The 22315-nt window shown below is 61.4% G+C and carries 18 protein-coding genes and 2 pseudogenes; 8 read left to right on the forward strand and 12 right to left on the reverse strand.

Annotation, left to right across the window (positions count from 1 at the left end; translation table 11 throughout):
- The first annotated feature begins 111 nt into the window (after positions 1 to 111).
- Both AYR47_RS02830 and trmA read left to right on the forward strand, forming a co-directional pair.
- Positions 112 to 1407 (forward strand): NCS2 family permease, encoded by a 1296-nt coding sequence (locus tag AYR47_RS02830; protein ID WP_033897883.1) that lies wholly within the window; start codon positions 112 to 114, stop codon positions 1405 to 1407.
- Entirely contained in the window at positions 1404 to 2483 is a 1080-nt protein-coding gene (trmA, locus tag AYR47_RS02835; protein ID WP_038847591.1) for a tRNA (uridine(54)-C5)-methyltransferase TrmA, read from the forward strand. The genes AYR47_RS02830 and trmA overlap by 4 nt, the downstream gene beginning before the upstream one ends.
- Here trmA and AYR47_RS02840 read toward each other — a convergent pair.
- From AYR47_RS02840 to AYR47_RS02880, 9 genes are all read right to left on the reverse strand, one after another.
- Entirely contained in the window at positions 2466 to 2933 is a 468-nt protein-coding gene (locus AYR47_RS02840; RefSeq protein WP_061434255.1) for a DUF2442 domain-containing protein, read from the reverse strand. The genes trmA and AYR47_RS02840 overlap by 18 nt on opposite strands.
- Complete coding sequence (locus AYR47_RS02845) at positions 2930 to 3358, reverse strand: DUF4160 domain-containing protein (RefSeq protein ID WP_061434256.1); 429 nt, start codon at positions 3356 to 3358, stop codon at positions 2930 to 2932. Before AYR47_RS02845 ends, AYR47_RS02840 begins: the two co-directional genes overlap by 4 nt.
- A gap of 134 nt (positions 3359 to 3492) precedes the next feature.
- Positions 3493 to 4809 carry a TolC family outer membrane protein gene (locus AYR47_RS02850; protein ID WP_061434257.1) on the reverse strand — a complete coding sequence of 439 codons (1317 nt, stop codon included), beginning with the start codon at positions 4807 to 4809 and terminating at the stop codon, positions 3493 to 3495.
- Positions 4806 to 6131 (reverse strand): HlyD family type I secretion periplasmic adaptor subunit, encoded by a 1326-nt coding sequence (locus tag AYR47_RS02855; protein WP_061434259.1) that lies wholly within the window; start codon positions 6129 to 6131, stop codon positions 4806 to 4808. Before AYR47_RS02855 ends, AYR47_RS02850 begins: the two co-directional genes overlap by 4 nt.
- Complete coding sequence (locus AYR47_RS02860) at positions 6128 to 7864, reverse strand: type I secretion system permease/ATPase (RefSeq protein WP_061434261.1); 1737 nt, start codon at positions 7862 to 7864, stop codon at positions 6128 to 6130. The genes AYR47_RS02855 and AYR47_RS02860 overlap by 4 nt, the downstream gene beginning before the upstream one ends.
- Positions 7865 to 8025: 161 nt before the next feature.
- On the reverse strand, positions 8026 to 8646 hold the full coding sequence (locus AYR47_RS02865) for a heme acquisition protein HasA (RefSeq protein ID WP_033897897.1): 621 nt from the start codon (positions 8644 to 8646) through the stop codon (positions 8026 to 8028).
- An 81-nt stretch (positions 8647 to 8727) separates the two neighbouring features.
- The gene (locus tag AYR47_RS02870; RefSeq protein WP_061434263.1) at positions 8728 to 11385 is read right to left on the reverse strand and encodes a TonB-dependent receptor; all 2658 of its coding nucleotides are present in this window, start codon (positions 11383 to 11385) and stop codon (positions 8728 to 8730) included.
- 149 nt (positions 11386 to 11534) lie between these two features.
- Positions 11535 to 12533: a FecR family protein gene (locus tag AYR47_RS02875; protein WP_061434265.1), complete on the reverse strand. Its 999-nt coding sequence runs from the start codon at positions 12531 to 12533 to the stop codon at positions 11535 to 11537.
- Positions 12534 to 12596: 63 nt separating this feature from the next.
- Positions 12597 to 13118: an RNA polymerase sigma factor gene (locus tag AYR47_RS02880; protein WP_028618031.1), complete on the reverse strand. Its 522-nt coding sequence runs from the start codon at positions 13116 to 13118 to the stop codon at positions 12597 to 12599.
- Between the two features lie 207 nt (positions 13119 to 13325).
- Here AYR47_RS02880 and aroQ point away from each other — a divergent pair, with 207 nt between their 5' ends.
- Both aroQ and AYR47_RS02890 read left to right on the forward strand, forming a co-directional pair.
- Positions 13326 to 13775, forward strand: a complete 450-nt coding sequence (gene aroQ, locus AYR47_RS02885; protein WP_061434266.1) for a type II 3-dehydroquinate dehydratase — start codon at positions 13326 to 13328, stop codon at positions 13773 to 13775.
- Entirely contained in the window at positions 13772 to 14632 is an 861-nt protein-coding gene (locus tag AYR47_RS02890; RefSeq protein ID WP_061434267.1) for a shikimate dehydrogenase, read from the forward strand. Before aroQ ends, AYR47_RS02890 begins: the two co-directional genes overlap by 4 nt.
- Here AYR47_RS02890 and AYR47_RS02895 read toward each other — a convergent pair.
- Both AYR47_RS02895 and quiC read right to left on the reverse strand, forming a co-directional pair.
- Positions 14617 to 15258, reverse strand: coding sequence for a TetR/AcrR family transcriptional regulator (locus AYR47_RS02895; RefSeq protein ID WP_033897904.1), 642 nt, complete (start codon positions 15256 to 15258; stop codon positions 14617 to 14619). The genes AYR47_RS02890 and AYR47_RS02895 overlap by 16 nt on opposite strands.
- Before the next feature lie 78 nt (positions 15259 to 15336).
- Positions 15337 to 17238 (reverse strand): 3-dehydroshikimate dehydratase QuiC, encoded by a 1902-nt coding sequence (gene quiC / locus AYR47_RS02900; RefSeq protein WP_061434268.1) that lies wholly within the window; start codon positions 17236 to 17238, stop codon positions 15337 to 15339.
- 210 nt (positions 17239 to 17448) lie between these two features.
- Between quiC and AYR47_RS02905 the strand changes: the two are divergent.
- Positions 17449 to 18782: pseudogene (locus AYR47_RS02905) on the forward strand (MFS transporter).
- A gap of 2 nt (positions 18783 to 18784) precedes the next feature.
- Here the strand turns inward: AYR47_RS02905 and AYR47_RS02910 are convergent.
- A complete protein-coding gene (locus tag AYR47_RS02910; protein WP_033897907.1) occupies positions 18785 to 19663 on the reverse strand; it encodes a DMT family transporter in 879 nt (292 codons plus the stop codon).
- 178 nt (positions 19664 to 19841) lie between these two features.
- Between AYR47_RS02910 and AYR47_RS02915 the strand changes: the two genes are divergently transcribed.
- The 3 genes and pseudogenes from AYR47_RS02915 (at position 19842) to AYR47_RS02925 (ending at position 22278) form a co-directional block, all read left to right on the forward strand.
- Positions 19842 to 20258 (forward strand): lipoprotein, encoded by a 417-nt coding sequence (locus AYR47_RS02915; protein ID WP_061434269.1) that lies wholly within the window; start codon positions 19842 to 19844, stop codon positions 20256 to 20258.
- Between the two features lie 155 nt (positions 20259 to 20413).
- Positions 20414 to 21301 carry a KPN_02809 family neutral zinc metallopeptidase gene (gene ypfJ, locus AYR47_RS02920; RefSeq protein WP_038847567.1) on the forward strand — a complete coding sequence of 296 codons (888 nt, stop codon included), beginning with the start codon at positions 20414 to 20416 and terminating at the stop codon, positions 21299 to 21301.
- Positions 21302 to 22278 (forward strand): annotated as a pseudogene (locus AYR47_RS02925) (alpha/beta hydrolase).
- Positions 22279 to 22315 lie beyond the last annotated feature (37 nt).

Here is a 22315-nt window from a genome sequence, read left to right on the forward strand (position 1 = left end):
GATGCGCCGCTTTTTCCGATCCTCTCTGAAACCACAGGCGCTTGGCGCAGTTTGTGCTTTGACTTAGAGGTCAACAAATCACGACGCCACAGAGCGTCACAGGGAGCCGGCATGCTGGAAAAGCTGTTTCAACTCAAGGCACACAACACCAACGTGCGCACCGAAATTCTCGCGGGCATCACGACATTCCTGGCCATGGCCTACATTCTGTTCGTGAACCCGAGCATCCTCGGCGAGACCGGCATGGACAAGGGCGCGGTGTTCGTCGCGACCTGCCTGGCCGCTGCCATCGGTTCGACCGTGATGGGCCTGATCGCCAACTACCCGATCGCCCTCGCGCCGGGCATGGGCCTCAACGCCTTCTTTACCTACACCGTGGTCCTGCACATGGGCCATACCTGGCAGGTGGCGCTGGGTGCGGTGTTTATTTCGGCGGTGCTGTTCTTCCTGCTGTCGATCTTCCGTATTCGTGAATGGATCATCAACGCCATCCCACTGCCGCTGCGCTCGGCGATTGCCGCCGGTATCGGCCTGTTCCTGGCGTTGATCGCCCTGCACAACGCCGGCATCGTAGTCGGCAACCCCAACACTCTCGTGGGCCTGGGTGACCTGAAAAAACCCGCGCCGATCCTGGCTACGTTCGGCTTTATCCTGATCGTCGCCCTGGAAGCCTTGGCGGTACGCGGTGCCGTGCTGATCGGCATCCTGGCGGTGACCATCGTTTCGATCCTGCTGGGCGTCACCGCGTTCGGCGGCGTTGTCTCGATGCCGCCTTCCCTGGCACCGACCTTCCTGCAACTGGATATCAAAGGCGCGTTGGATATCGGCCTGGTCAGCGTGATCTTCGCCTTCCTGTTCGTTGACCTGTTCGACAACTCCGGCACCCTGATCGGCGTGGCCAAGCGTGCCGGCCTGATGGGCAAGGACGGTCACATGCCGAAAATGGGCCGTGCGCTGATCGCCGACAGTACCGCCGCCATGGCCGGCTCGCTGCTGGGTACGTCGACCACCACCAGCTACATTGAATCGGCTGCAGGCGTGAGCGCCGGTGGCCGCACCGGCTTGACCGCCATCGTGGTCGCGATCCTGTTCCTGTTGGCCCTGTTCTTCTCGCCGCTGGCCGCCAGCGTACCGGCCTTCGCCACTGCGCCGGCACTGCTGTTCGTGGCGGTGTTGATGACCCAGGGCCTGGCCGAAATCGACTGGGACGACATCACCGTTGCAGCGCCGGTGGTGATCACCGCCCTGGCGATGCCTTTCACCTATTCCATCGCCAACGGCATCGCCTTCGGTTTCATCGCCTGGACCGCCATCAAGCTGCTTTCGGGCCGCTACCGTGAGCTGAACCCGGCGCTGGTGATTCTGTCGATTCTATTTGTGATCAAGCTGGGCTGGTTCAACGCATGACTTTTGACGCCGCAAGCTACACCGCTCAACTGCAAGACAAGGTCACGCGCTTGCGTGACCTGCTGGCCCCGTTCGACGCGCCAGCGCCGCAGGTCTTCGACTCGCCGCTGCAGCACTTCCGTCTGCGCGCGGAGTTCCGCCTGTGGCGCGAGGGCGGTGAGCGCCACTACGCGATGTTTTCCCAGGACGACAAGCGCACGCCGATCCTGATCGAAGAATTCCCCATCGCCAGCCTGCGTATCAACCAGTTGATGCCGCAACTCAAGGCCGCCTGGCAAGCCAGCGCCGCCCTGAGCCACAAGCTGTTCCAAGTGGAGTTCCTCACTACCCTGGCCGGCGACGCGATGATCACCCTGTGCTATCACCGCCCGCTGGACGAGCATTGGCACACCGCCGCTAACCAACTGGCAGCTGACTTGAATGTCAGCATCATCGGCCGCTCCAAGGGCAAGCGCGATGTGATCGGCCATGACTACGTGGTGGAAAAACTCGACGTCGGCGGCCGCACCTTCAGCTACCGCCAACCCGAAGGCGCCTTCACCCAGCCCAACGGCACGGTGAACCAGAAGATGCTCAACTGGGCTTATGAAGCCCTGGGTGATCGCCCGGATGATCTGCTGGAGCTGTATTGCGGCAACGGCAACTTCACCCTGCCCCTGGCCACCCGCGTGCGCAAAGTACTGGCTACCGAAATCAGCAAGACCTCGGTGAATGCGGCGCTGAGCAACCTCGATGAAAACGCGGTGGATAACGTCACCCTGGTGCGCCTGTCAGCCGAAGAACTCACCGAAGCGCTGAACGAAGTGCGTCCGTTCCGTCGCCTGCACGGCATCGACCTGAAAAGCTATGAATTCGGCAGCGTCTTCGTCGACCCGCCGCGCGCCGGCATGGACCCGGACACCTGCGAGTTGACCCGGCGCTTCGACAACATCCTGTACATCTCCTGCAACCCGGAGACGTTGGCGGCGAACATTGCGCAACTGCATGACACGCACAAGATCACCCAGTGTGCGATGTTTGACCAGTTCCCGTGGACGCACCATATGGAGTCCGGGGTGTTATTGACCCGGCGGTAACTCAACGTCTTCCGGTTCCTTCTTGCGCGGCCGCCCGCCCTTCTTGCCATTGGCACGGGCGGCGGCGGCTTTGGCGGCGCTGCTTTTGCGGCCGTTGCGCGAGGCCACCAGGCTGGTGGCCAGGTCCATCAGCGGTTTGCTGGTGGCGATCAGGCCCGTGACTGAAACGTCCAGGTCCTGGGCCTCACAGCACAGCGCCTTGCCGCCAAAGCCAACTTCCAGTTGCGCAAAGTCCTCCAGGGAAAACCCCTCGAACTCGGGCAGACCAGCCACTGGCAGTACAACACGACTGCCGTCGCTAAAGCCGATGGAAATGCAGTTGTCTTCATAACGCACAGAGCTGGCACGGGCATAAAGGTGCCGTGTCTTGCGCCCTCGGGCTATCGCCTTTTCGACGTCGGCCTCAGTGAGCGGTTTATAGGGTACAGCTTTGGCTTTTACGATTTTCATAAATCAATCCCCACGCAGTCTGGTGCTCTTACCAGATTCAGAATTGTCCGTTGCGCCACGACATCGTGCCGGGCGCTTGCGATGACATGGACTCCACGTCGAATCACCAACCCTGGCACCAATTCACCGGCGTCCCAATCCCAGGAATGATTCTCCAGGCAGACCGTTTGCAGGTATTCCCACCAGATCCTGCGTGCCCGCGCCAAGTAGTGCCGCTGCATGATCGCCCCACGTATTTCTTTCAAAACCGCCATGGGTGGCTGCCGCCGCTCAGGCTCTACGTCCCACAACTCCACTTCCCCATGCAGAAAGCTGAAACGAAAACGCGCATCCCATTCGTTCCCCCGCACATGCACATGGGGCGGGCAATGCTCATCCCTGATAAACACCGAAATCACATAGCCTTTGTAAGTGCCTACTCTCATCGTAACCCATCCGTTAGGTTATTTTCCGCCAAGTAACAATTTTCCCTTGTCACCCGACAACCGGCTCCATTTCCCAGAGCTGTTTCACAGATTAGTAAGCACAAAAAACCCGGCGAATGCCGGGTTGTAACCGCTCATGCCGAGGGCTGGAAATACCCTGCCAAGGCCCGCAAGTCCTGCTCGCTCAGCAACCCCGCGTAATACTTCAGCTGAATCCTCGCCAGCAGATACGCATGTCGCGCATTCGCCAAATCACGGCGGGCGGTGAAGAGTTGTTGTTCGGCGTCGAGCACGTCGAGGTTGACCCGCTCACCACCGGCCACACTCTTTTTCGTCGCGGCAACCAAGGCAGTGGCGGAGCTGACGGCCATCTCATAGGCACGCACTTTCGCCGCGCCACTGGTGTTGAGGTTGAACTGTTTGCGCAACTCCACCAGGGTGGCCGAGGTTTGCGCGTCCAACTCGTATTGGGCCTGGGACAACTGGTTTGCCGCCTGGCGGGTCGACGCCGACACACCACCACCGGCAAACAGCGGCAAACTGACCTGGATGCCGACGGTATTGGTGTCGTACTTCTGGTTGTAGCTGCTTTCCGAGTCGGAGTTGGTCTGACGGCTGGTGGCGTACAAGCTGACCTTGGGCAGATGGCCTGCACGTTTGCGTTCCACTTCATAGGAGGCCACGTCCAGGGCATGGTGCTGGGATTTGAGTTCCGGGTTGTTGGCCATGGCCAGTTCGCGCCAGGTCTCGAAACGGTTGGGCTCCAGGGGCGGAATCTCGAATTGGCGCGTCAGCGGCGCCAGTTCTTCGATCTGCAACGGTTGGCCGACGATGGCTTCCAGCTCGCGCAAGGCGCTGTCCTGGGCGTCTTGCGATTCGATTTCTTCGGCCTGGGCCAGGCTCAGGCGCGCCTGGGTTTCCAGCACATCGGTGCGTGTGCCTTCACCGCCTTTTAGAAGACGATCATTGAGTTGCAAGCGCTCGGCATACGCACGCTTCTGTGCACGGCTCAGCTCGATGCGTTCCTGGGCCAACAACGCCTGGCTGTAGGCATTGAGTACCCGCACCGCCAGTTCCTGGCTCTTGCCGCGAAAGCGTTCATCAGCCATCAAGGCCTGAGCGGTGCCCTGGCGAAAACGCGCATAGGCTTCGTAATCCAGCAGCGGCTGCTGCAAGGTCAGGGTCGACGCATAGCTGCGGTAATCACGGTCGCTTTTGACATCACCCGCCGTTACTTCGGACTCGTTGCGCGAGTTGTTATAGCTCCACGACAAATTCGGCAACAACGCCGCACGGCCGATCGCGCGGTTTTCTTCACCTCCTTCACGCTCCTGGATGGCAGCCTGAAACGTCGGATCATTGCGCAGGGCCAAGTCGTAGGCATCCAGCAAACCCAGAGCGTGGGCCGCCGAGGTACAACCGAAACACAGGGTAAACAACAGCGCCTTCATTCTTCCACCAAGGCCATATGGGTGCGATCCATCAGGGGTTTGAACAGATAGTTGAGCATCGAGCGCTCGCCGGTCTTGACGAAGGTTTCCACCGGCATGCCTGGGCGGATCTGCACACCGTCCAATTGCTGCATACCGGCCGCACTGACCTGGGCGCGCAGCGTGTAATAGGGCTCATCGGTGCGTTCATCGACCTGACGGTCCGCCGAGACCAGCGTCACCTCACCGGCCACCCGTGGCGTAGTGGATTGGTTGAAGGCCGAAAACATCAGTTCCACCGGCAGGCCGGGATGCACCTTGTCGACCATTTGCACCGGCACCCGCGCCTCCACCAGCAAGGGCTCGCCCTGGGGCACGATGTCCATCAGCGCCTGGCCGGGCTTGATCACGCCGCCTTCGGTGTACACGTCCAACCCCACCACCACGCCGCTTGCGGGCGCACGCACCAGGCTGTTCGCCAATTCGAACTCGGCCGAAGCCAGGCGATTGCGCAGGTCATCGCTGCGGGTGCGGGTCTCGGCCAACTGGCCGCGCAGGTCCTTCTGGAAGTCTTCGCCGAGCTGGCGGATGCGCAGGCGCAGCTCCATCACCTGGCGTTGCAGTTGGCCGATGCGACCGTAGTCCTCGGCGATGGCGCCGTCGATCTGTGAGTACAGTCGTTCGCTGTCGAGCAGGCGGTTGCGCGGGATATAACCCTCACGCGCCAACTCGCGCAGGCCCTGCAACTGCTCATTCAGCGCCGCGCGCTGCTGGACTTTGCTCGCCTGCGAATCCCGCGTACCGCGCAGTTGCGCCTCGGCCCCGGCGATGGTTTCACGCAAGCCTTGTTGCTCGGTGGCCAAGGCCTGGGCGCGGCTATTGAACAACTGCCGTTGCAGGCTCAAGGTGCCCGCCGCCTGCGGATCGTTAAGCAATTCAGCGTTGAAGGTGATCGCCGCCAACCCTTCACTTTCGGCACTCAAGCGCGCCTCGCTGGCCAGCGACGCCAAGTACTGGCTGCGCAGGGACTGCATCTGCCCCCGCAACGGGGTTTCCTTCAAGCGCAACAACACTTGACCGGCGCTTACCACGTCGCCATCGCGTACGTCGATACGTTCGACAATGCCCCCGGCCGGGTGCTGCACGGTCTTGCGATGGCCCGAGACCATGACCTTGCCCGGCACTGCCACGCCCTTGTCCAACGGTGCCAGCGCGGCCCATCCGAGGAAGCCGGCAAAACCGCCGAGTACCAACAGCCAACCCAGGCGCGAGTACTTTTTGTCATCCAGCGCCAGCACGTTGCTTGGTGCGTCGCTGACCAACACAGGTTTGCTCGGGTTCATGCCTGTTTTCCTTCACCGAGGCGGTAGCTCATGCTCATGGTCGATACCGGTTTGGGCGCTGCCGGTTTCTGCCGTGCCTCCAACACACGCGCCGTCGGCCCGAAGGCCTGCAGCTGACCTTCCTTGAGGATCAGCAACTGGTCGGTCAGGGTCAGCACGTTGGGTTTGTGGGTGATCAGGATCACGGTGCGGCGCTGTTGCTTGAGCTGGGCGATCGCCTGGAGCAAAGCCTGCTCGCCCACTTCATCCAGGTTGGCGTTGGGCTCATCCAGCACGATCAGCGCAGGCAGGCCGTATAGCGCACGGGCCAGTGCAACGCGTTGCTTCTGGCCACCGGAAAGCCCAGCACCGCCTTCTCCCAATTGCGTGTCGTAGCCTTGGGGCAGTTGCAGGATCAGATCATGCACGCCGGCCATCTGCGCAGCCGCGAGGACTTTATCCGCGTCGACCTCAGCAAACCGCGCGATGTTTTGCGCGATGCTGCCAGCGAACAGCTGGATGTCTTGCGGCAGGTAACCGATGTGCGGGCCCAACTGCTGTTTGTCCCACAAGGCCAAGTCGGCGCCATCCAGCCGCACCTTGCCGGCCAGGGGCGCCCAGGCGCCCACCAGTATCCGAGCGAGGGTGGATTTGCCGCAGCCCGACGGCCCGATCACGCCCAGGACTTCCCCAGCTGCCAGATTGAAACCCAGATTGGCCAACGCGGGTCGACGGCTGCCGGGGGCACAGGCGCTGATCTGTTCGACGCTTAGTTGGCCTTTGGGCACCGGCAGCGTCATGCGCTGCGGGCGTGCGGGATTGGCTTCCAGCATCTGCGACAACCGATCAAACGCCAGGCGCGCCGAACCCCACTGTTTCCACACGCCGATCAATTGGTCGATGGGGCTCAGCACGCGGCCCATCAGGATCGAGCCGGCAATCATCATGCCCGGCGTGATATCACCTTGCACCGCCAGCAAGGCGCCCAGGCCCAGCACCAGGGATTGCAGCGCCAGGCGCACGCCCTTGGACCAGGCGGTAACGGTCGCGGTCTTTTCACTGGCCAGGTTCTGCTGCGCCAAAAACGCCTGGTGCTGGCCGAACCAACGCGCACGCAAGGTGGCGAGCATGCCCATGGCTTCGATGGTGTCGGCATTGCGCAGGTTGGCCGTGGCCTGCTGGCTGGCGCTGATGGACAGTTGGCTGGCCAGGGCCATCGGCGCCTGGCTGACGTGATGGTTGACCCACGCCAGCACGATCAATAGCAGCGCGCCGACTAGCGCCAACAGACCGAGCCAGGGATGGAACAGGAAAATCACCAGCAGGTACACCGGAAACCAAGGCGCATCAAAGAACGCGAACAACGCCTGGCCGGTGGCGAACTGACGCAGCGTGGTCAGGTCATGCAACGCCTGGCCCGCCGCCTGGGTGCCGCCCTTGAGCTGCGCTTCAAACGCGGCGTCGTACACGCGCTGGTTCAAGCGCATGTCCATCTGCGTACCGAGGCGGATCACCACCTGACTGCGCACCCATTCCAACGCGCCCATCAGGCCGAACAGGCCGAGGATCATCAGCGTCAGCATCAACAGGGTCATCTGATTGCCCGAGGCCAACACCCGGTCGTACACCTGCAGCATGTACAGCGCCGGGGCGAGCATCAGCAGGTTGATCACCGCCGAGAACAGGCCGATGTTGAAGAAGCCACTTTTATAGGCCGTGAGGGCGGCCAGGGTTTCGTTGCCGACGTGGCGCATCTGGGGATTCTCATGGGGTTGAGCGGGCAGCGCCGCCGCGTTGACAGGCAAAGCGACGCTGCGCAGAATTCGGCACCGCCGTCGCTGAAGAGTTAGAAGGCTTGGCGACAGCGGTGTGTAAAACGGCGAATGGGAGAGCGATCTTCCATTCGCTTTTTTGCTTAAGCGGCCAGGGCGAAGTCCTGAGGCACGTCTTGCACGCCCACCAGGGCCACGTCGGACGCAGCGACCGAAGCCGAGTCCACATGGGCCACACCGGCAGCCGCCAGTTGGTCGAACGTCGAGTTGATCGACAGGCTTGGGTCGATGTCCTTGAGCAGGGAGTCGATCGCCGAAGCCAGTGCCGAGCTGTCGCCGCTCATCAGGCCGTACACGATTTTGTGCACCTGGCCATCACGGCCTTCGGACTGCAGGCTCGACAGGCCCAGGTTGGCGAAGCTGACTTCCTGCTCGGCGAGGCTGTAGCTGCCGCCGGCCCCGCCGCCGGTCAGGATAGTGCCCAGGTTCAGGGAGTCGATCGAACCCCACAAGGTGTGCGACGGCGGGTTGAACAAGGTGTAATGCAGGTCGCCGTTAGCCACCACAGCCGCGTTGCTTTCAGTGCTCGACACACCGTATTGGGTGCCATCGAACGGGCCAGGATTGAAACCACCGGTGTTCGAACCCTCCTTGACCGACCCTTCACGGTGGTTCAGGTCACCAAAGTAAGCCGACCAGTCGCTCAGGTACTCGGCAACGGTGTTAGTGGCGTAGGTCGTGCTGTATGAAATAGAAATGCTCATGCAAAACTCCAAGTCATGGGGTGGTATCTCCACAGCAAGCCACTGCCTGCTGTGGTTTTGCCCGTCACTGGGCAAAATCGGTCAGAACTGATATTCAACGGTGCCCTGCAACGTGCGCCCACGCCCCAGGGTGAAGGCCAACACGTCGCCCAGCGGCACCAGGTAGGCGCGGTCGGTGACGTTTTCCATGGCCAGGCGCAGGGTCAACTGGTCGGTGGCGCGGTAGCTGCTGTAGAGGTCATAGACGGTGTAGGGCTTCCAGTCGGCCGGGTACACGCCGGTTTGCGAAGTGGTCACGCCAACGCCGCCTTTGACGTAGTAACCACCGCTGTAACGGGCGCGAACGCCCACATCCAACTTGCGCTCAAGGAAGCGCGCGCCCAGCGTCGCGGTGCCGCGATCCATCGGCATGTGCTCTGAGGAGCCCAGGATCGCGCTGCAACTCTGCCCCGCATTGGCCACGTCATCCGGCACCATCGCAGTGACTGGCGCCCGGCTGCCGGGCCCTTTCTGGATCTTGGTCACACCGCCCAGCCACGCGGTCTTGCTGCAGAACTTATTGCTACCGAGCATGCGCGTGTAATTGAACTGGCCGTAGGCGAACCCGGCGTCGTAATCCAGCTGGTATTCCAGGCCGCGAAAACGCGTGGTCTCCAGGTTGTTCACGTACGCCGCATTGCCGATATTGGCGATGCCATAACCCGGCGGCTGCACGCCCAGGGCCATATAGGAAAAGTCATCCACGCGGGTGTTGAAGTAGGACACTTTCATGCCTACGCGGTCTTCGGAGAACAGCAGGTCCTCCTTCAACACATTGAAGCCAACCTCCCAGGACGTGGACGTCTCAGGCTTCAAGTAGGGGTTGGGGAAAATCGACTCCGAGCCCCCGCCATGGGGCCGGCCACTCACCAACGTTTCGGTGACTGCCGGCGGGCGCCAGCCCTTGCCGTACGTGGCGAAGAGTTGAAGCCAATCCACGCCCGGCTTGATCGACAGGCCAAAGGTCGGCGAGAAATGCCCCTCTTCCCGATCCACGTCATAGGTCATGGGCAAGCCCACTTGCCGAGTGGTGCCGATGATGAACGTACGGGTGTTCAAACCGGTTTCGCCGCGCAGCCGATAGCGGTCGTAGCGCAACCCGGCGTTAAGGTTCAGCCAGTTGTCGTAGTCGTAGTCCAGGCGAGTGAACAGGCTGCCCATCGCCCGGTCGCCCCTGGGCGTGATGCTTTCCGCCGCCGAGGCTGTCACGGCCGAGTCGGCGGCCACCATCTGGTTGGAGTCCGGGCGGACCTTGTCGTAGAAAAACTCCAGGCCATAGTTGGCCTTGATCACGGACAGCTCGCTCAAGGCAAAGGTCGAAATGTTCTGTGCCTGGAAACCATAGGTGTTGGTCTGGTAGGTGACCTCGTAGCCCTTGCTGCTGCCACGGGTCAGCGTGGACTGATCGTTGCGGGTATCGACGTAATAAAGCTTGGCCTTGAAATCGATCAGCGGGTTGTCCGGCGTGTAGCTGTAGTCCAGCGCGAAGTTCTGCGCCGTGACGTCACTGCTGCCGAGTTTCTCCCAAAGCTGGGCTTTTTCGGCGGTCATCATGTTGACGTCGTCGTAGCCGACTTCGGTGGTCAGGTAGCTCAGTTGAAGGCGCTGATCCACCGGCAGGTTGAGGCCTAGCTTGAGCAGTCGCGAACGCATCACCGAACCGGTGTATTCCACAGTGGAGTTCTTGATCCGGTCTTCACTGGCCGGCAGGAAGGAACTGCCGGTACGCAACTCGCCAATGCTGCCCTTGGTGCCGGGCTTATAGTCACCGAGGTGACGCTCACTGGCCGCCACCAACATGTCCCACACGTCGGTGCCCACGGCAAACGCCGAGCTGCCGATGAAGTGCGTGCCGTTGCTGCGCCCGCCCAAGCCCGTGGTCAAGCGGATGCGCCCGCCGATTTCCTTGCCGTCCTTGAGCAGGTCGGCCGCTTCCACGGTACGAAAGTTGGCCACCCCGCCGATCACTCCTGCCCCACCCATCGTGGAAGTGGCGCCCTTTTCGATCACCACTTCAGACAGCAACTCCGGGTCGACATACAGCGTGCCATTGCGTTGCTGGTGGCCACTTTGTTGATAGTTCTGACGCATGCCGTCCACGGACATGTTGACCCGGCCGTAGTCCTGGATGCCGCGAATATTCACCGACAAACCGGGGTCTTGCTGGCTGACCGCCGAGTAGACGCCCGGCGCCTCCTCCAACATTTCAGCGGCATGCCGGGGCGGGTTGCGATCCAGTTGCTCGCGCCCGACCACACTCACTGAGCGGGGCGACGAGTACACCCAATCGTTGGGGTGCAGGCCGGTGATTGTGGTGGTGCCCAGCGCCAAGGCGGCGCCGCTCTGCTCAACGCGGGTCAGGGTGACCTGACGCTCGCCGTTGAAGCGGTACTCCACCGGGGCGTTGCCCAGCAACCGCGCCAAGCCTTCCTGCACGCTGTACTGCCCTTTCACCGCCGTACTCTGCAAGCCTTCCAGGCGCTGGCTGTCGAACAGCACTTGCAGGCCGGCCTGGTCGGCAAATGCCAGCACGGCACTGCCCAGGGATTGCGCAGGGATATCAATCATCAACACGGCGGGCTGTGCAGCCTTCACCTGGGGTTGCGCGGCGTACACCGGGGCCGCAACGGCGAACAGGCCCAAGTGGATGGCCAGGGCTAACCGGCTAACGGTGATACGCCCCTTGTTGAGTGCTGACATTTCTGTTGTTCCCTGCGCTGAGCGTTTTTTGTTTATGCGAATGCTTCTCACCTAGCAAGACGTGCGACGCGCAGGAAGTCAGTAAGATTTTTTGAAAATTTTTCAGAAGGGGGGATTTCAGGCGGTGGGAGCAGGCCCCCACCGGGTCATCAATAGATCAGGCTGAGGCCAGCCAGGTCCAGGCGTTGCACCTGGAGTTCCTGGGTGAGCGTGGCAAGGGCAGTGTCGAGCATGTCGAGGCGGAACACGCCGCTGACTTCACGCTCACCGAGGGCCGAGTCGGTCAACACCACGCGCCCGGGACGGTAGCGGTTGAGTTGTTCGATGACATTGGCCAACGGCTGGCGATCAAAGATCAACACACCGCGCCGCCAACTGGTGGCGCGCGCAACATCGAGTTGATCCAAGGGCACGATGCCTTGCTGAGGGCTGTAGCGTACGGCCAGGCCTTCCTTGACCACCCTGTCGGACGGGCCCTTTTTTGGCGTCGCGTTCAGGGACACCTCGACACTGTGTTCCAGCACGCCAACCCACGCCTGACTGTCGTCTTCACGCACCACCACAAACCGCGTGCCCAGCGCGCGGGTTTGCCCCCCGGCGCTTTGCACCACAAACGGCCGGGTTTCCTCACCGACCATCGGCGCCACGTCAAAAATCGCCGAGCCCTGGAGCAGGCTGATGCGCCGTTGCACACCGTCGTAGTCCAGGCGGATCGCACTGGCGGAATCCAGCTCGACCTTGCTGCCGTCGGCCAGGTGCACGGTGCGCACCTCGCCTTTCGCGGTGACGTAATCGGCTTGCATGCGCAGCAACACCTCCGGCCCGCGCACCCAGCCAATTCCCGCCACCACCACGACCAATGCGACGGCGGCCGCGCGTTGCCATGGCCTTCGCCGTTGGGTGCGGCGCACCGGCATCGTTGCCGCTGACGGGCGCTGGCGGTGCACGGGCTCGTCCTTGTACACATCGCCCAACGCCGCCCAGGTCTGTTCGGCAAAACGCAAGGCCGCTTCATGGCGGCTGTCGCAAGCGATCCAATGCTGCAGCTCGGCCTGCTCCTGTTCGGTCAGGGCACCGGCGTGCAGGCGCACCGCCCACTCGGCGGCCGCCTCGGTAATGCTGTGCTGTTGCGGACCCTGGCTATTCACGTGTGAATCTCGAATTTTTCGTTATGTAACGCTGTGACGTCTGAGGAGGCGCATTTCGGTAACTCATTCGTCGGATGGTGCCACTTCGCCGTCCTGCAAGCGCTGCATTACGTAGGCCAACGCCTTGGCCAGGTGTTTTTGTACGGAGCTGTCGGAGATATCCAGGTGCCGGGCGACCTGGGCGTGGGTCATGCCTTCGATACGGTTGAGACGGAAAATCTGCTGGGTGCGCTCCGGCAACTCCGCCAGTGCCTGCTTCAATGCCTGTCGCTGTTGCTGCGCCATTGCCTGAGCCTCCAACCCGGCCACTTCATCTTCAATCTCGGCCAGCGCCTCATGGGGCACGGAGTCTGTCTTGCGCCGCGCTTCCTGGCGAATATGGTCGATCAGCAGATTGCTCGCCGTTCGATAGAGATAGCCCTGGGAGTTGTCGATGCGCTCGCCGGCGGGCTTTTCGGCCAGGCGCAGGAAACTCTCCTGCACCAGATCTGCGGCCAACTGCGGGTCCCGTACCTTGCGCGCCAGATACCCGCGAAGGGTATCGGCATGCTTGAGAAACAGGCCTTTGAGATCCACGTCCGACAAACCGACTCCCTGGAATGTAAAGGAAATAGGCGGGCATATTAAGCGTTGTCGAGAATGATTTTCAATTGATATCTAATCTGATCCGCTTGTGCGAATCGCCGGATTAACAGTTCGATAATCGAACACATCCGCCGCCATCAATTGACCAAATTAACTAACCAGTACATTTTATCTGCACAACTAACAAGAACTGTGGAGATACTCCCAATGCCGCCTATCGTGCTGGTGCTCAACGGCCCCAATCTCAACCTGCTCGGCACCCGCGAGCCCGCCACCTACGGCCATGAAACCCTGGCCGATATCGCCGCCCTGTGTGGCCGCAGCGCCGAACAACTCGGGCTGAAAATCGAATTTCGCCAGACCAACCACGAAGGCGAATTGCTCGACTGGATCCACGGCGCCCGCACGCGTTGCGCCGGTATCGTGATCAACCCGGCGGCCTGGACCCACACCTCGGTGGCGATTCGAGACGCGCTGGTGGCCAGTGAAGTGCCGGTGATCGAAGTGCACCTCTCCAACGTGCATGCCCGTGAAGCGTTCCGGCATCACTCGTTTGTGTCGCCGATTGCCAAGGCCGTCCTCGCGGGCTTCGGCAGCCACGGTTACCACCTGGCCCTGGAACATTTCAGCCAGTTGCTCAAAGGGTCGGCCCGATGAAACCGCGCATCCTCGCCGGCCTGATTGGCGCTGGCATCCAGGCTTCCCGCACGCCCGCCCTGCACGAACAGGAAGGCGACGCCCAGGGCCTGCGCTACCTGTATCGCCTGATCGACCTTGAGCCGCTGCACCTGGACACCAACGCCCTGCCCGACTTGCTCGACGCCGCCGAGTTGATGCACTTCACCGGGCTGAACATCACCTACCCGTGCAAGCAGGCGATCCTACCGCTGCTCGATGAACTGTCCGACGAGGCCCGCGGCATTGGCGCGGTCAACACCGTGGTGTTCAAGAACGGCAAGCGCATCGGCCACAACACCGATTGCCTGGGGTTCGCCGAAGGCTTTCGACGCAACCTGAAGGATGTAGCACGCCAACGCGTGGTGCAGATGGGTGCCGGCGGTGCGGGCGCGGCGGTGGCCCATGCGCTGCTGGCGGAAGGTGTGCAGCAGTTGTGTATTTTCGATGTGGACAGCAGCCGCGCCCGCGACCTTGTGGATAACCTCGCCCAGCGTTTCGGCGCCGGTCGGGCCCAAGTGGGCAGCCAACTGGAAAATGCCCTGGCCGAGGCCGATGGCTTGGTCAACACCACGCCGATGGGCATGGCCAAGCTGCCAGGCACACCGGTTCCGGCCACCTGGCTACGCGCTGAATTGTGGGTGGCGGAGATCGTGTATTTCCCGCTGGAAACCGAACTGCTGCGCGACGCCCGCGCCTTGGGTTGCCGTACCTTGGATGGCGGCAACATGGCGGTGTTTCAGGCGGTGAAGGCGTTTGAGCTGTTCAGTGGGGAAGTGCCGGATGCGCAGCGCATGCTGGCGCATTTCCATAGCATGACGGATCAAGCCTGCAAGTAACGCATCACCGAATCACAAATCATGTCCCGATGCCGTTGTTTAACCGCCTCATCCGACAGGTCGATCTGAAAAATCTCACTGAAGGTATGGCGGTTGGACACCCGGTAAAAGCTGAACGAGTTGATCAGCAGGTGCACGTCCAACGGCTCCAGCCCTTCCCGGAACAAGCCCAACTCGGCCCCCCGGCGCAGGGTTTCGCCCAGCCCTTCAAGGATCTTGCTGTTCATCGCCTTGATGGTGTCGGTGCGCTTCACGTACTCGGCATTGTGGATATTTTCGATGCTGACGATGCGCACGAAGTCCACGTTCTGGTCATGGTGATCAAAGGTGAATTCCACCAGCCGCCGGATCGCCTCGCGCGGCTCCAGCGCCGTGAGATTCATACGGGTTTCGGTGTTGCGGATGTCGCCGTAGAGCTTCTCCAGCACCTCGACGTACAACTGCTCCTTGCTGCCGAAGTAGTAATAGATCATGCGCTTGGACGTGTGGATACGCTCGGCGATCGCGTCCACGCGAGCGCCGGAAAGGCCCTGCTGAACAAACTCGACGATGGCTTCCTGGAGTATGTTTTCGCGGGTCTTTTCCGGATTGTTCTTACGACTCTTGCGAGGTGCCTCGGTGGTCATGGTGCGCTCACGGCCAGTGTTATGCAGGCCGTGATTATGGGCCGCGATGCGGCCTGAAAGAAAGCACCTGACCCACCGTTATAAACGCGCCTGACGCACCGCACCGCTGCGCGATTTGGCCATCGCCGCCAGGCGCACCGCCACATTGGCCGCGCCGTAGCCGGCATAACCGTTCTTGCGCTGGATGATCTCGAAGAAAAACCGCCCTTCGAACGGCTCGGTGTACACATGAAACAACTCACCGCCCTGGGCGTCGCGGTCGTACAGCACGTTGTAGTACGCCAACTCGCTGAGGAACTCGTCATCGAAATCGAACCGCGCCGCCAGGTCGTCGTAGTAGTTGAGCGGGATATCCAGCAGCGGCACACCCGCCTCTTTGGCGCGGCGCACCTCGGCGAAAATGTCCGCGCAGTCGAAGGCAATGTGGTGCACGCCCGAGCCGCGATAGCTCGACAGCGCGTGGGAAATCGCGGTATTGCGGTTCTCGGAGATGTTCAGCGGCAGGCGGATCGAACTGCAACGGCTGCGCAGGGCACGGCTTTTTACCAGACCGTAAGGGTCCGGCAGCACCACTTCGTCGTCGGCTTCGAAATCCAGCAGGCTCTTGTAGAACAGCACCCAACTGTCGAGGCTGTCGGCCGGCAAGGCCATGGCCATATGGTCGATACGCAGCAAGCCGCCGCTGGACGACGCGGCAGGTTGCAGGTTGAAGTCGGTGTCGTAGAGGCCGCCTTCACTCTGGTCCACCAGGTAAATCAGGCTGCCATCCGGCGCACGCACTGCCGCCAACTCCAGCTCGTTGGGCCCGACCAACCCGCGATAGGGCTGGCCTTTGTAGGCCACCGCGCGTTCCAGGGCCTTGGCGCTGTCCTTGACCCGGATCGCCGTGGCGCACAACGACGGTCCATGAGCTTCGAAGAAGTTGTGGGCAAAGGAATAGGGTTCGCAATTGAGGATCAGGTTGATATCACCCTGGCGCAAGAGGCTCACGCTCTTGGAGCGGTGCTGCCCGGCCTTGACGAACCCCAGGCGTTCCAGCCAGTGAGTCAGCTTGGCGCCGAGGCTTTCATCCACGGCGAACTCCAGGAACTCGATGCCGTCGTACTCGCTGGCGGCCGGGGTATCGAACAGAATTTCAACAGGCTGCGCCGGCGCTTCTTGCTTCAGGCGCTCGCGGGTTTTCTCTTCCAGGTACAGCAAGGAGCGCAAGCCATCCGCCGCGTTCGCGCGAGTTGGCGCGGCGCGGAAGCCGTCATTGAAAATCTCCAGGGACAGCGGCCCGGTGTAGCCACTCTTGATGATCGGTGCAAGGAACCCTGCCAGGTCGAATTCGCCTTGGCCGGGGAAGCAGCGGAAATGCCGGCTCCACTCCAGCACGTCCATGGCCAGGATCGGCGCGTCGGCCATTTGCACGAAGAAGATTTTGTCGCCGGGGATCTCGGCAATCCCACTCGGGTCGCCTTTGAGCGACAGGGTGTGGAAGCTGTCGAGCAATACGCCGAGGCTGGGATGATCGACCTGGCGCACCAGGTTCCACACCTGCTGCCAGGTGTTCACGTGCTTGCCCCAGGCCAGCGCTTCATAGCCGATACGCAGGCCACGGCGGCCGGCGTGTTCGGCGAGCAGGCTCAGGTCATCCAGCAAAATGCGCTCATCACCCACGCAATCGGCCGAGGCGTTGCTGCACACCAGCACCAGGTCGGTGCCCAACTCCTGCATCAAATCGAATTTGCGCTCGGCACGTTCCAGGTTACGCGCCAGGCGGTCACGGCGGCAACCTTCAAAGTCACGAAACGGCTGGAACAAGGTGATGGCAATGCCGAGGTCGGCGCACATCTGCCTAACTTCGCGGGGGCTGCCGTCGTAATACAACAAGTCGTTCTCAAAGATCTCGACCCCATCGAACCCGGCGGCGGCAATGGCTTCGAGCTTTTCCGGCAGGGTGCCGCTCAAGGAAACAGTGGCAATGGAACGTTGCATGGGCGACTCCCGGCAATTGTTGTTTGTGGCAAATTATTCGCCCCTAGCCTACCCGCAGCAATTAAAATGTACGAACCAGTTAGTTTTTGGTGCGATTATCGAACACTATGCCCCTTTGGCGAATTGACGATTTTTTAGCCACTGCGCACCATCGATGACGTAACAGACCCAGAACACACCATAAAAATTTCAAAAAACGGGTACGACCTCATGCCTCTGCAAAACTCCGCCCTGGCCGCGCGCCACGGCACCCCGCACGCCGGCATCGGCGACAAGATCCGCGGCGCCCTCGCCGTGGGCAAAACGCGCTGGGGCATGTTGGCCCTGGTGTTTTTCGCCACCACCCTCAACTACATCGACCGCGCCGCGCTGGGCGTCATGCAACCGATCCTCGCCAAAGAGATGAGCTGGACGGCGATGGACTACGCCAACATCAACTTCTGGTTCCAGGTCGGCTACGCCATCGGTTTTGTGCTGCAAGGTCGCTTGATCGACCGGGTCGGCGTGAAACGCGTGTTCTTCTGCGCCGTGCTGTTGTGGAGCCTGGCCACCGGCGCCCATGGCCTTGCGACCTCGGCGGTCGGTTTTATGGTGTGCCGCTTTATCCTTGGGCTGACCGAAGCCGCCAACTACCCGGCCTGCGTCAAGACCACGCGGTTGTGGTTCCCAGCCGGTGAACGTGCAGTGGCCACCGGTATCTTCAACGCCGGCACCAACGTCGGCGCGATGATGACGCCGATGCTGCTGCCATTGATCCTGCACGTGTGGGGCTGGCAGGCGGCGTTCCTGTGCATGGCCTCGCTTGGCGCGATCTGGCTGGTGTTCTGGGGCTTGAAGTACTACAACCCCGAAGATCATCCGACCGTTAAACAATCCGAATTGGACTACGTGCAGCAGCAAGTCGAACCGGAACAACCGGGCGTACCGTTCAGCCGCATCCTGCGCATGCGCGGCACCTGGGCCTTCGCCATCGCCTATGCGCTCACCGCGCCGGTGTTCTGGTTCTACCTGTATTGGCTGCCGCCGTTCCTGAACCAGCAATACAACCTGGGCATCAACGTGACTCAGATGGGCATTCCGCTGATCATCATCTACCTGACGGCGGATTTCGGCAGCGTGGGTGGGGGATTCTGTCGTCGTTCCTGATCGGTCGTGGCATGAACTCGATCAAGGCGCGGTTGCTGTCGATGCTGCTGTTCGCCTGCTGCATCGTCGGCGTGATCATGGCGGCCGGCTCCAGCCAGTTGTGGGTCGCGGTGTTTGCCATCTCCTTGGCGATCGGCGCGCACCAGGCCTGGACCGCGAACATCTGGAGCCTGGTGATGGACTACACGCCCAAGCACATGATGAGCACGGTGTTCGGTTTCGGCGGCATGTGCGCGGCCATCGGCGGCATGTTCATGACCCAGATCGTCGGCCACATCCTGACCGTGACCAACAACAACTACACCGTGTTGTTCACCCTGATCCCGGCGATGTACTTCATTGCGCTGACCTGGATGTACTTCATGGCGCCACGCAAGATTCCTACCGTAGACGTCTAACTCTACCTACGCCGCTGCTGCCAGGCAGCGGCCAGCCCGCTCATGCAGATCACCCCGATGCCGACCACTGTGGTCACATCGGGGGTATGGCTGAACACCAGCCAGCCCAACAACCCCGCAAACACGATCTGGCAATAGCCGAACGGCGCCAGCAAGGCCGGCGCCGCAAAGCGGAACGCCTGGGTCAGCATCAAGTGCGCGGTCATCCCGCAAGTGCCCAGGGCCAGCATCAATGCGCCATGCCACAGCGTCGGGACCTGCCAAAAGAACGGCACCATCGCACTCATCACCAAGGTATTGCACAGGCCGGCAAAGAAGTTGCTGGTGGTGGGCGTGTCGTATTGGCTGAGGATGCGCGTGAGCAGTTGGTAGAAGCAGAAGAACAGTGCCGAACACAGCGGCAGCAACACCGCCGGGGTGAACAATTCGCCGCCGGGGTGGATGATGATCAGCACGCCGACAAACCCGCAGATCACCGCCAGCCATTGGCCACGGGTCACGTGCTCACCCAGCAGCGGCACCGAGAGCGCCGTCACCAGGATCGGCGCCAGGAAGTTCACCGCCGTGGCTTCCGCCAGCGGGATGTAATGCAGCGCCGCGGTAAAAAACAGGCTGGTGCCCAACAGGCACAACGCCCGCACCACCTGCATCCCCGGTCGCTTGCTGCGCAATACCCGCAGGCCCGATTGGGGCAGGAAAATCCCGGCCATCAACAAGGTGTGCACCAGGTAACGCGCCCACACCACCATCACGATCGGGTAGAACCCCGCGAGGTATTTGGACAAGGCGTCGTGACTGGAAAACAGAAACGTCGCCAAAACAATCAGCAAAATGCCCTTGAAGGGATGGTTGACGCCGGATAAAGGGGTACTGACGGTCATCGGATTCTCGTGTGTGGCGCGCGGTCGAGCTCAACCCGGTAATCTAGCAGCCGGGTCGGAGCCTGCTCCAAGAGCATAACCAAACACCGTGCGAACAGCGCACTAAATCACGGGTTTCGAGTCCAACCCTGCAAGTTGACCGCCCAGTTGCACATTTTTTAACCAAGGCCTTGCTGCTATGAAAAAAATCCTCTTTGCTCTTTCTGCCCTTGCCCTGCTCACCGCCTGCAACCAGGAAAACAAGGAAGCGCCTAAACCCGCGCCGGCTTCCGTACAAGCCACCCTAGTGCCAGAAACCCCGCCCACCGACAAATGGGTCGGCAAATGGATCGGCGTCGAAGGCCTCTACCTCACCCTCGCCAAGGACGACAGCATCGGCCGTGGTCACTACCTGCTGACCATGAAATACAGCCTGGATGATGACGCCGTCGGTACCTTCAAAGGCGAGGCGAACGAAGACGGCATCGCCTTTACCCGCCCCGACGGCCCACAGCAGCTGAGCGCCGGCAACGGTGAAGCCACCGGTTTGAAATGGCTGGCAGATAAAAAGGATTGCCTGGTGGTGGATACCGGCGAAGGTTACTGCCGCGACTGACCCGGTTTTGCTGACACAAGTTTCATCTGGCGCCCCTGCCGGCAAGAGTCGAGAGCGGCGATACTACGCAGCTCTCGTACCTGTCGGACAGCCGGGCTGGCGCCATTCCTACGCACCAACAACACTGTTCCACAGTTCATCGAGAGGATTGCCCCATGCTATGGAAAAAAGGCCGACGCAGCGACAACGTGGTGGATGCCCGCGATGACAGTGGTGGCGGCGGTGGTGGCATGCGCTTTGGTGGCGGCAAAGGCCTGAGCCTGACGGCCATTGTGCTGATCGTCGGCATCGGTTGGCTGACCGGCCAGGACCCGTTGCAGATCCTCGGCCAGTTGACCGGCCAGATGGAACAGGCGCCGTCAGTGAGCACGCAATCGCGCCAGGCGCCGCCGGCCAATGATGAGCAAGCGGATTTTGTCCGCGCGGTGCTGGGCGATACCGAAGACACCTGGGCCCAGGTATTCCAGGAAAACGGCTTGGCGTACAAGAACCCGAAACTGATCTTGTTCCGTGGCCGGGTGAATTCCGCCTGCGGGGGGGCCACCTCGGCCAGCGGCCCGTTTTATTGCCCGGCGGACCAGCAGGTGTACCTGGACCTGGACTTCTTCCGGGAAATGTCACAGCGCTTCCAGGCTGCTGGCGACTTTGCCCAGGCGTACGTGATTGCCCACGAGGTCGGGCACCACGTGCAGACGCTGCTGGGTATCTCGTCGAAGATCCAGGCGGCGCGCCAGCAAGGTCGGCAGATGCAGGGTGACGGCGGTCTGCTGGTGCGCCAGGAACTGCAAGCCGACTGCTTTGCCGGGGTGTGGGCCAACCGTGCGCAAAAGCGTCTGAACTGGCTGGAGCCGGGCGATATTGAAGAAGCACTGAATGCGGCCAACGCCATTGGCGATGACCGTTTGCAGCAACAGGGTCAAGGGCGCGTCGTGCCGGACTCGTTTACCCACGGCACCTCGGCACAGCGGGTTCGCTGGTTCAAGACCGGCTTTGCCCAGGGCCAGATCACTCAATGCGATACTTTTACCGCCAAGAGCCTTTAGATGAATAAACGATTGGGATTGCTGCTGGGTTTGCTGGTCACCGGTTCCGCCTTGGCCGCCGGGCATAACGTCAACGAGGCCAATCTCGATCGCTTCCCCCTGAAGGCCGGGGATCTGAGCCTGGGGTTGAGCCAGGATTGGCGCCAGCCACTGCCCAACGTCACCCGTGCGTTGATCATCGTGCATGGGCGCCTGCGCGATGCGCAAACCTATCTGGAAAGCGGCGAGAAAGCGGCCGAGAATGCCGGGCAAGCGGCCAACACCTTGGTGATCGCGCCAAGGTTTCTTATTGAGTCGGATGCGCGGCACGAGCATCTGGACAATCAGCTACTGCGTTGGACCGACAACGGCTGGATGGCCGGTGAGCCGTCCACCGGCCCAGGCCAAATCAGCTCCTACGGCGCCCTCGACCAGATCATCAAGCACCTGGGCAACCGCAAACTGTTCCCTGCGTTGAAAGAAATCGTGGTGGCCGGGCATTCCGGGGGTGGCCAGGTGGTACAGCGGTTTGCCCTCACCAGCCACGACCATCCGAAACTGCAAACCGAAGGCATCCGCCTGCGTTACGTGGTGGCCAACCCGTCCTCCTACGCCTACTTCACCCCGCAGCGTCCGGTGAAATTCGACATTGCCAGTTGCCCTGGTTTCAACGACTGGAAATACGGCCTGCAAAACCTGCCGGCCTACGCCCAAGGCCAGAGCGCCGAACAGCTTGAACAGGCGTATGTGTCACGCGACATCACCTACCTGCTGGGCCAACAGGACATCGACCCAAACCATCACGCGCTGGACAAAGGCTGTGAGGCCGAAACCCAGGGCGCGTATCGCCTGATTCGTGGGCACAACTATTTTGACTACCTCAAGCAACGTCATCCGCAGTTGAGCCATCAACTTGTGGAAGTGCCGGGGTGGGGCATAACGGGGATGGGATGTTTACGTCGCCGGAAGGCCAGAAGGTACTGTTTCCAAATAACTGACGGAACCGGATAAAACTGTGGGAGCGGCGGTGCGACG

It is taken from the genome of Pseudomonas azotoformans (assembly GCF_001579805.1).
Taxonomy (GTDB): domain Bacteria; phylum Pseudomonadota; class Gammaproteobacteria; order Pseudomonadales; family Pseudomonadaceae; genus Aquipseudomonas; species Aquipseudomonas azotoformans_A.

Excerpts from the sequence above, each read along its gene's own strand:
- AYR47_RS02830 (WP_033897883.1), top strand. The coding sequence starts at position 112 with ATGCTGGAAAAGCTGTTTCAACTCAAGGCACACAACACCAACGTGCGC.
- trmA (WP_038847591.1), top strand. The coding sequence starts at position 1,404 with ATGACTTTTGACGCCGCAAGCTACACCGCTCAACTGCAAGACAAGGTC.
- AYR47_RS02840 (WP_061434255.1), bottom strand. The coding sequence starts at position 2,933 with ATGAAAATCGTAAAAGCCAAAGCTGTACCCTATAAACCGCTCACTGAG.
- AYR47_RS02845 (WP_061434256.1), bottom strand. The coding sequence starts at position 3,358 with ATGAGAGTAGGCACTTACAAAGGCTATGTGATTTCGGTGTTTATCAGG.
- AYR47_RS02850 (WP_061434257.1), bottom strand. The coding sequence starts at position 4,809 with ATGAAGGCGCTGTTGTTTACCCTGTGTTTCGGTTGTACCTCGGCGGCC.
- AYR47_RS02855 (WP_061434259.1), bottom strand. The coding sequence starts at position 6,131 with ATGAACCCGAGCAAACCTGTGTTGGTCAGCGACGCACCAAGCAACGTG.
- AYR47_RS02860 (WP_061434261.1), bottom strand. The coding sequence starts at position 7,864 with ATGCGCCACGTCGGCAACGAAACCCTGGCCGCCCTCACGGCCTATAAA.
- AYR47_RS02865 (WP_033897897.1), bottom strand. The coding sequence starts at position 8,646 with ATGAGCATTTCTATTTCATACAGCACGACCTACGCCACTAACACCGTT.
- AYR47_RS02870 (WP_061434263.1), bottom strand. The coding sequence starts at position 11,385 with ATGTCAGCACTCAACAAGGGGCGTATCACCGTTAGCCGGTTAGCCCTG.
- aroQ (WP_061434266.1), top strand. The coding sequence starts at position 13,326 with ATGCCGCCTATCGTGCTGGTGCTCAACGGCCCCAATCTCAACCTGCTC.
- AYR47_RS02890 (WP_061434267.1), top strand. The coding sequence starts at position 13,772 with ATGAAACCGCGCATCCTCGCCGGCCTGATTGGCGCTGGCATCCAGGCT.
- AYR47_RS02895 (WP_033897904.1), bottom strand. The coding sequence starts at position 15,258 with ATGACCACCGAGGCACCTCGCAAGAGTCGTAAGAACAATCCGGAAAAG.
- quiC (WP_061434268.1), bottom strand. The coding sequence starts at position 17,238 with ATGCAACGTTCCATTGCCACTGTTTCCTTGAGCGGCACCCTGCCGGAA.
- AYR47_RS02910 (WP_033897907.1), bottom strand. The coding sequence starts at position 19,663 with ATGACCGTCAGTACCCCTTTATCCGGCGTCAACCATCCCTTCAAGGGC.
- AYR47_RS02915 (WP_061434269.1), top strand. The coding sequence starts at position 19,842 with ATGAAAAAAATCCTCTTTGCTCTTTCTGCCCTTGCCCTGCTCACCGCC.
- ypfJ (WP_038847567.1), top strand. The coding sequence starts at position 20,414 with ATGCTATGGAAAAAAGGCCGACGCAGCGACAACGTGGTGGATGCCCGC.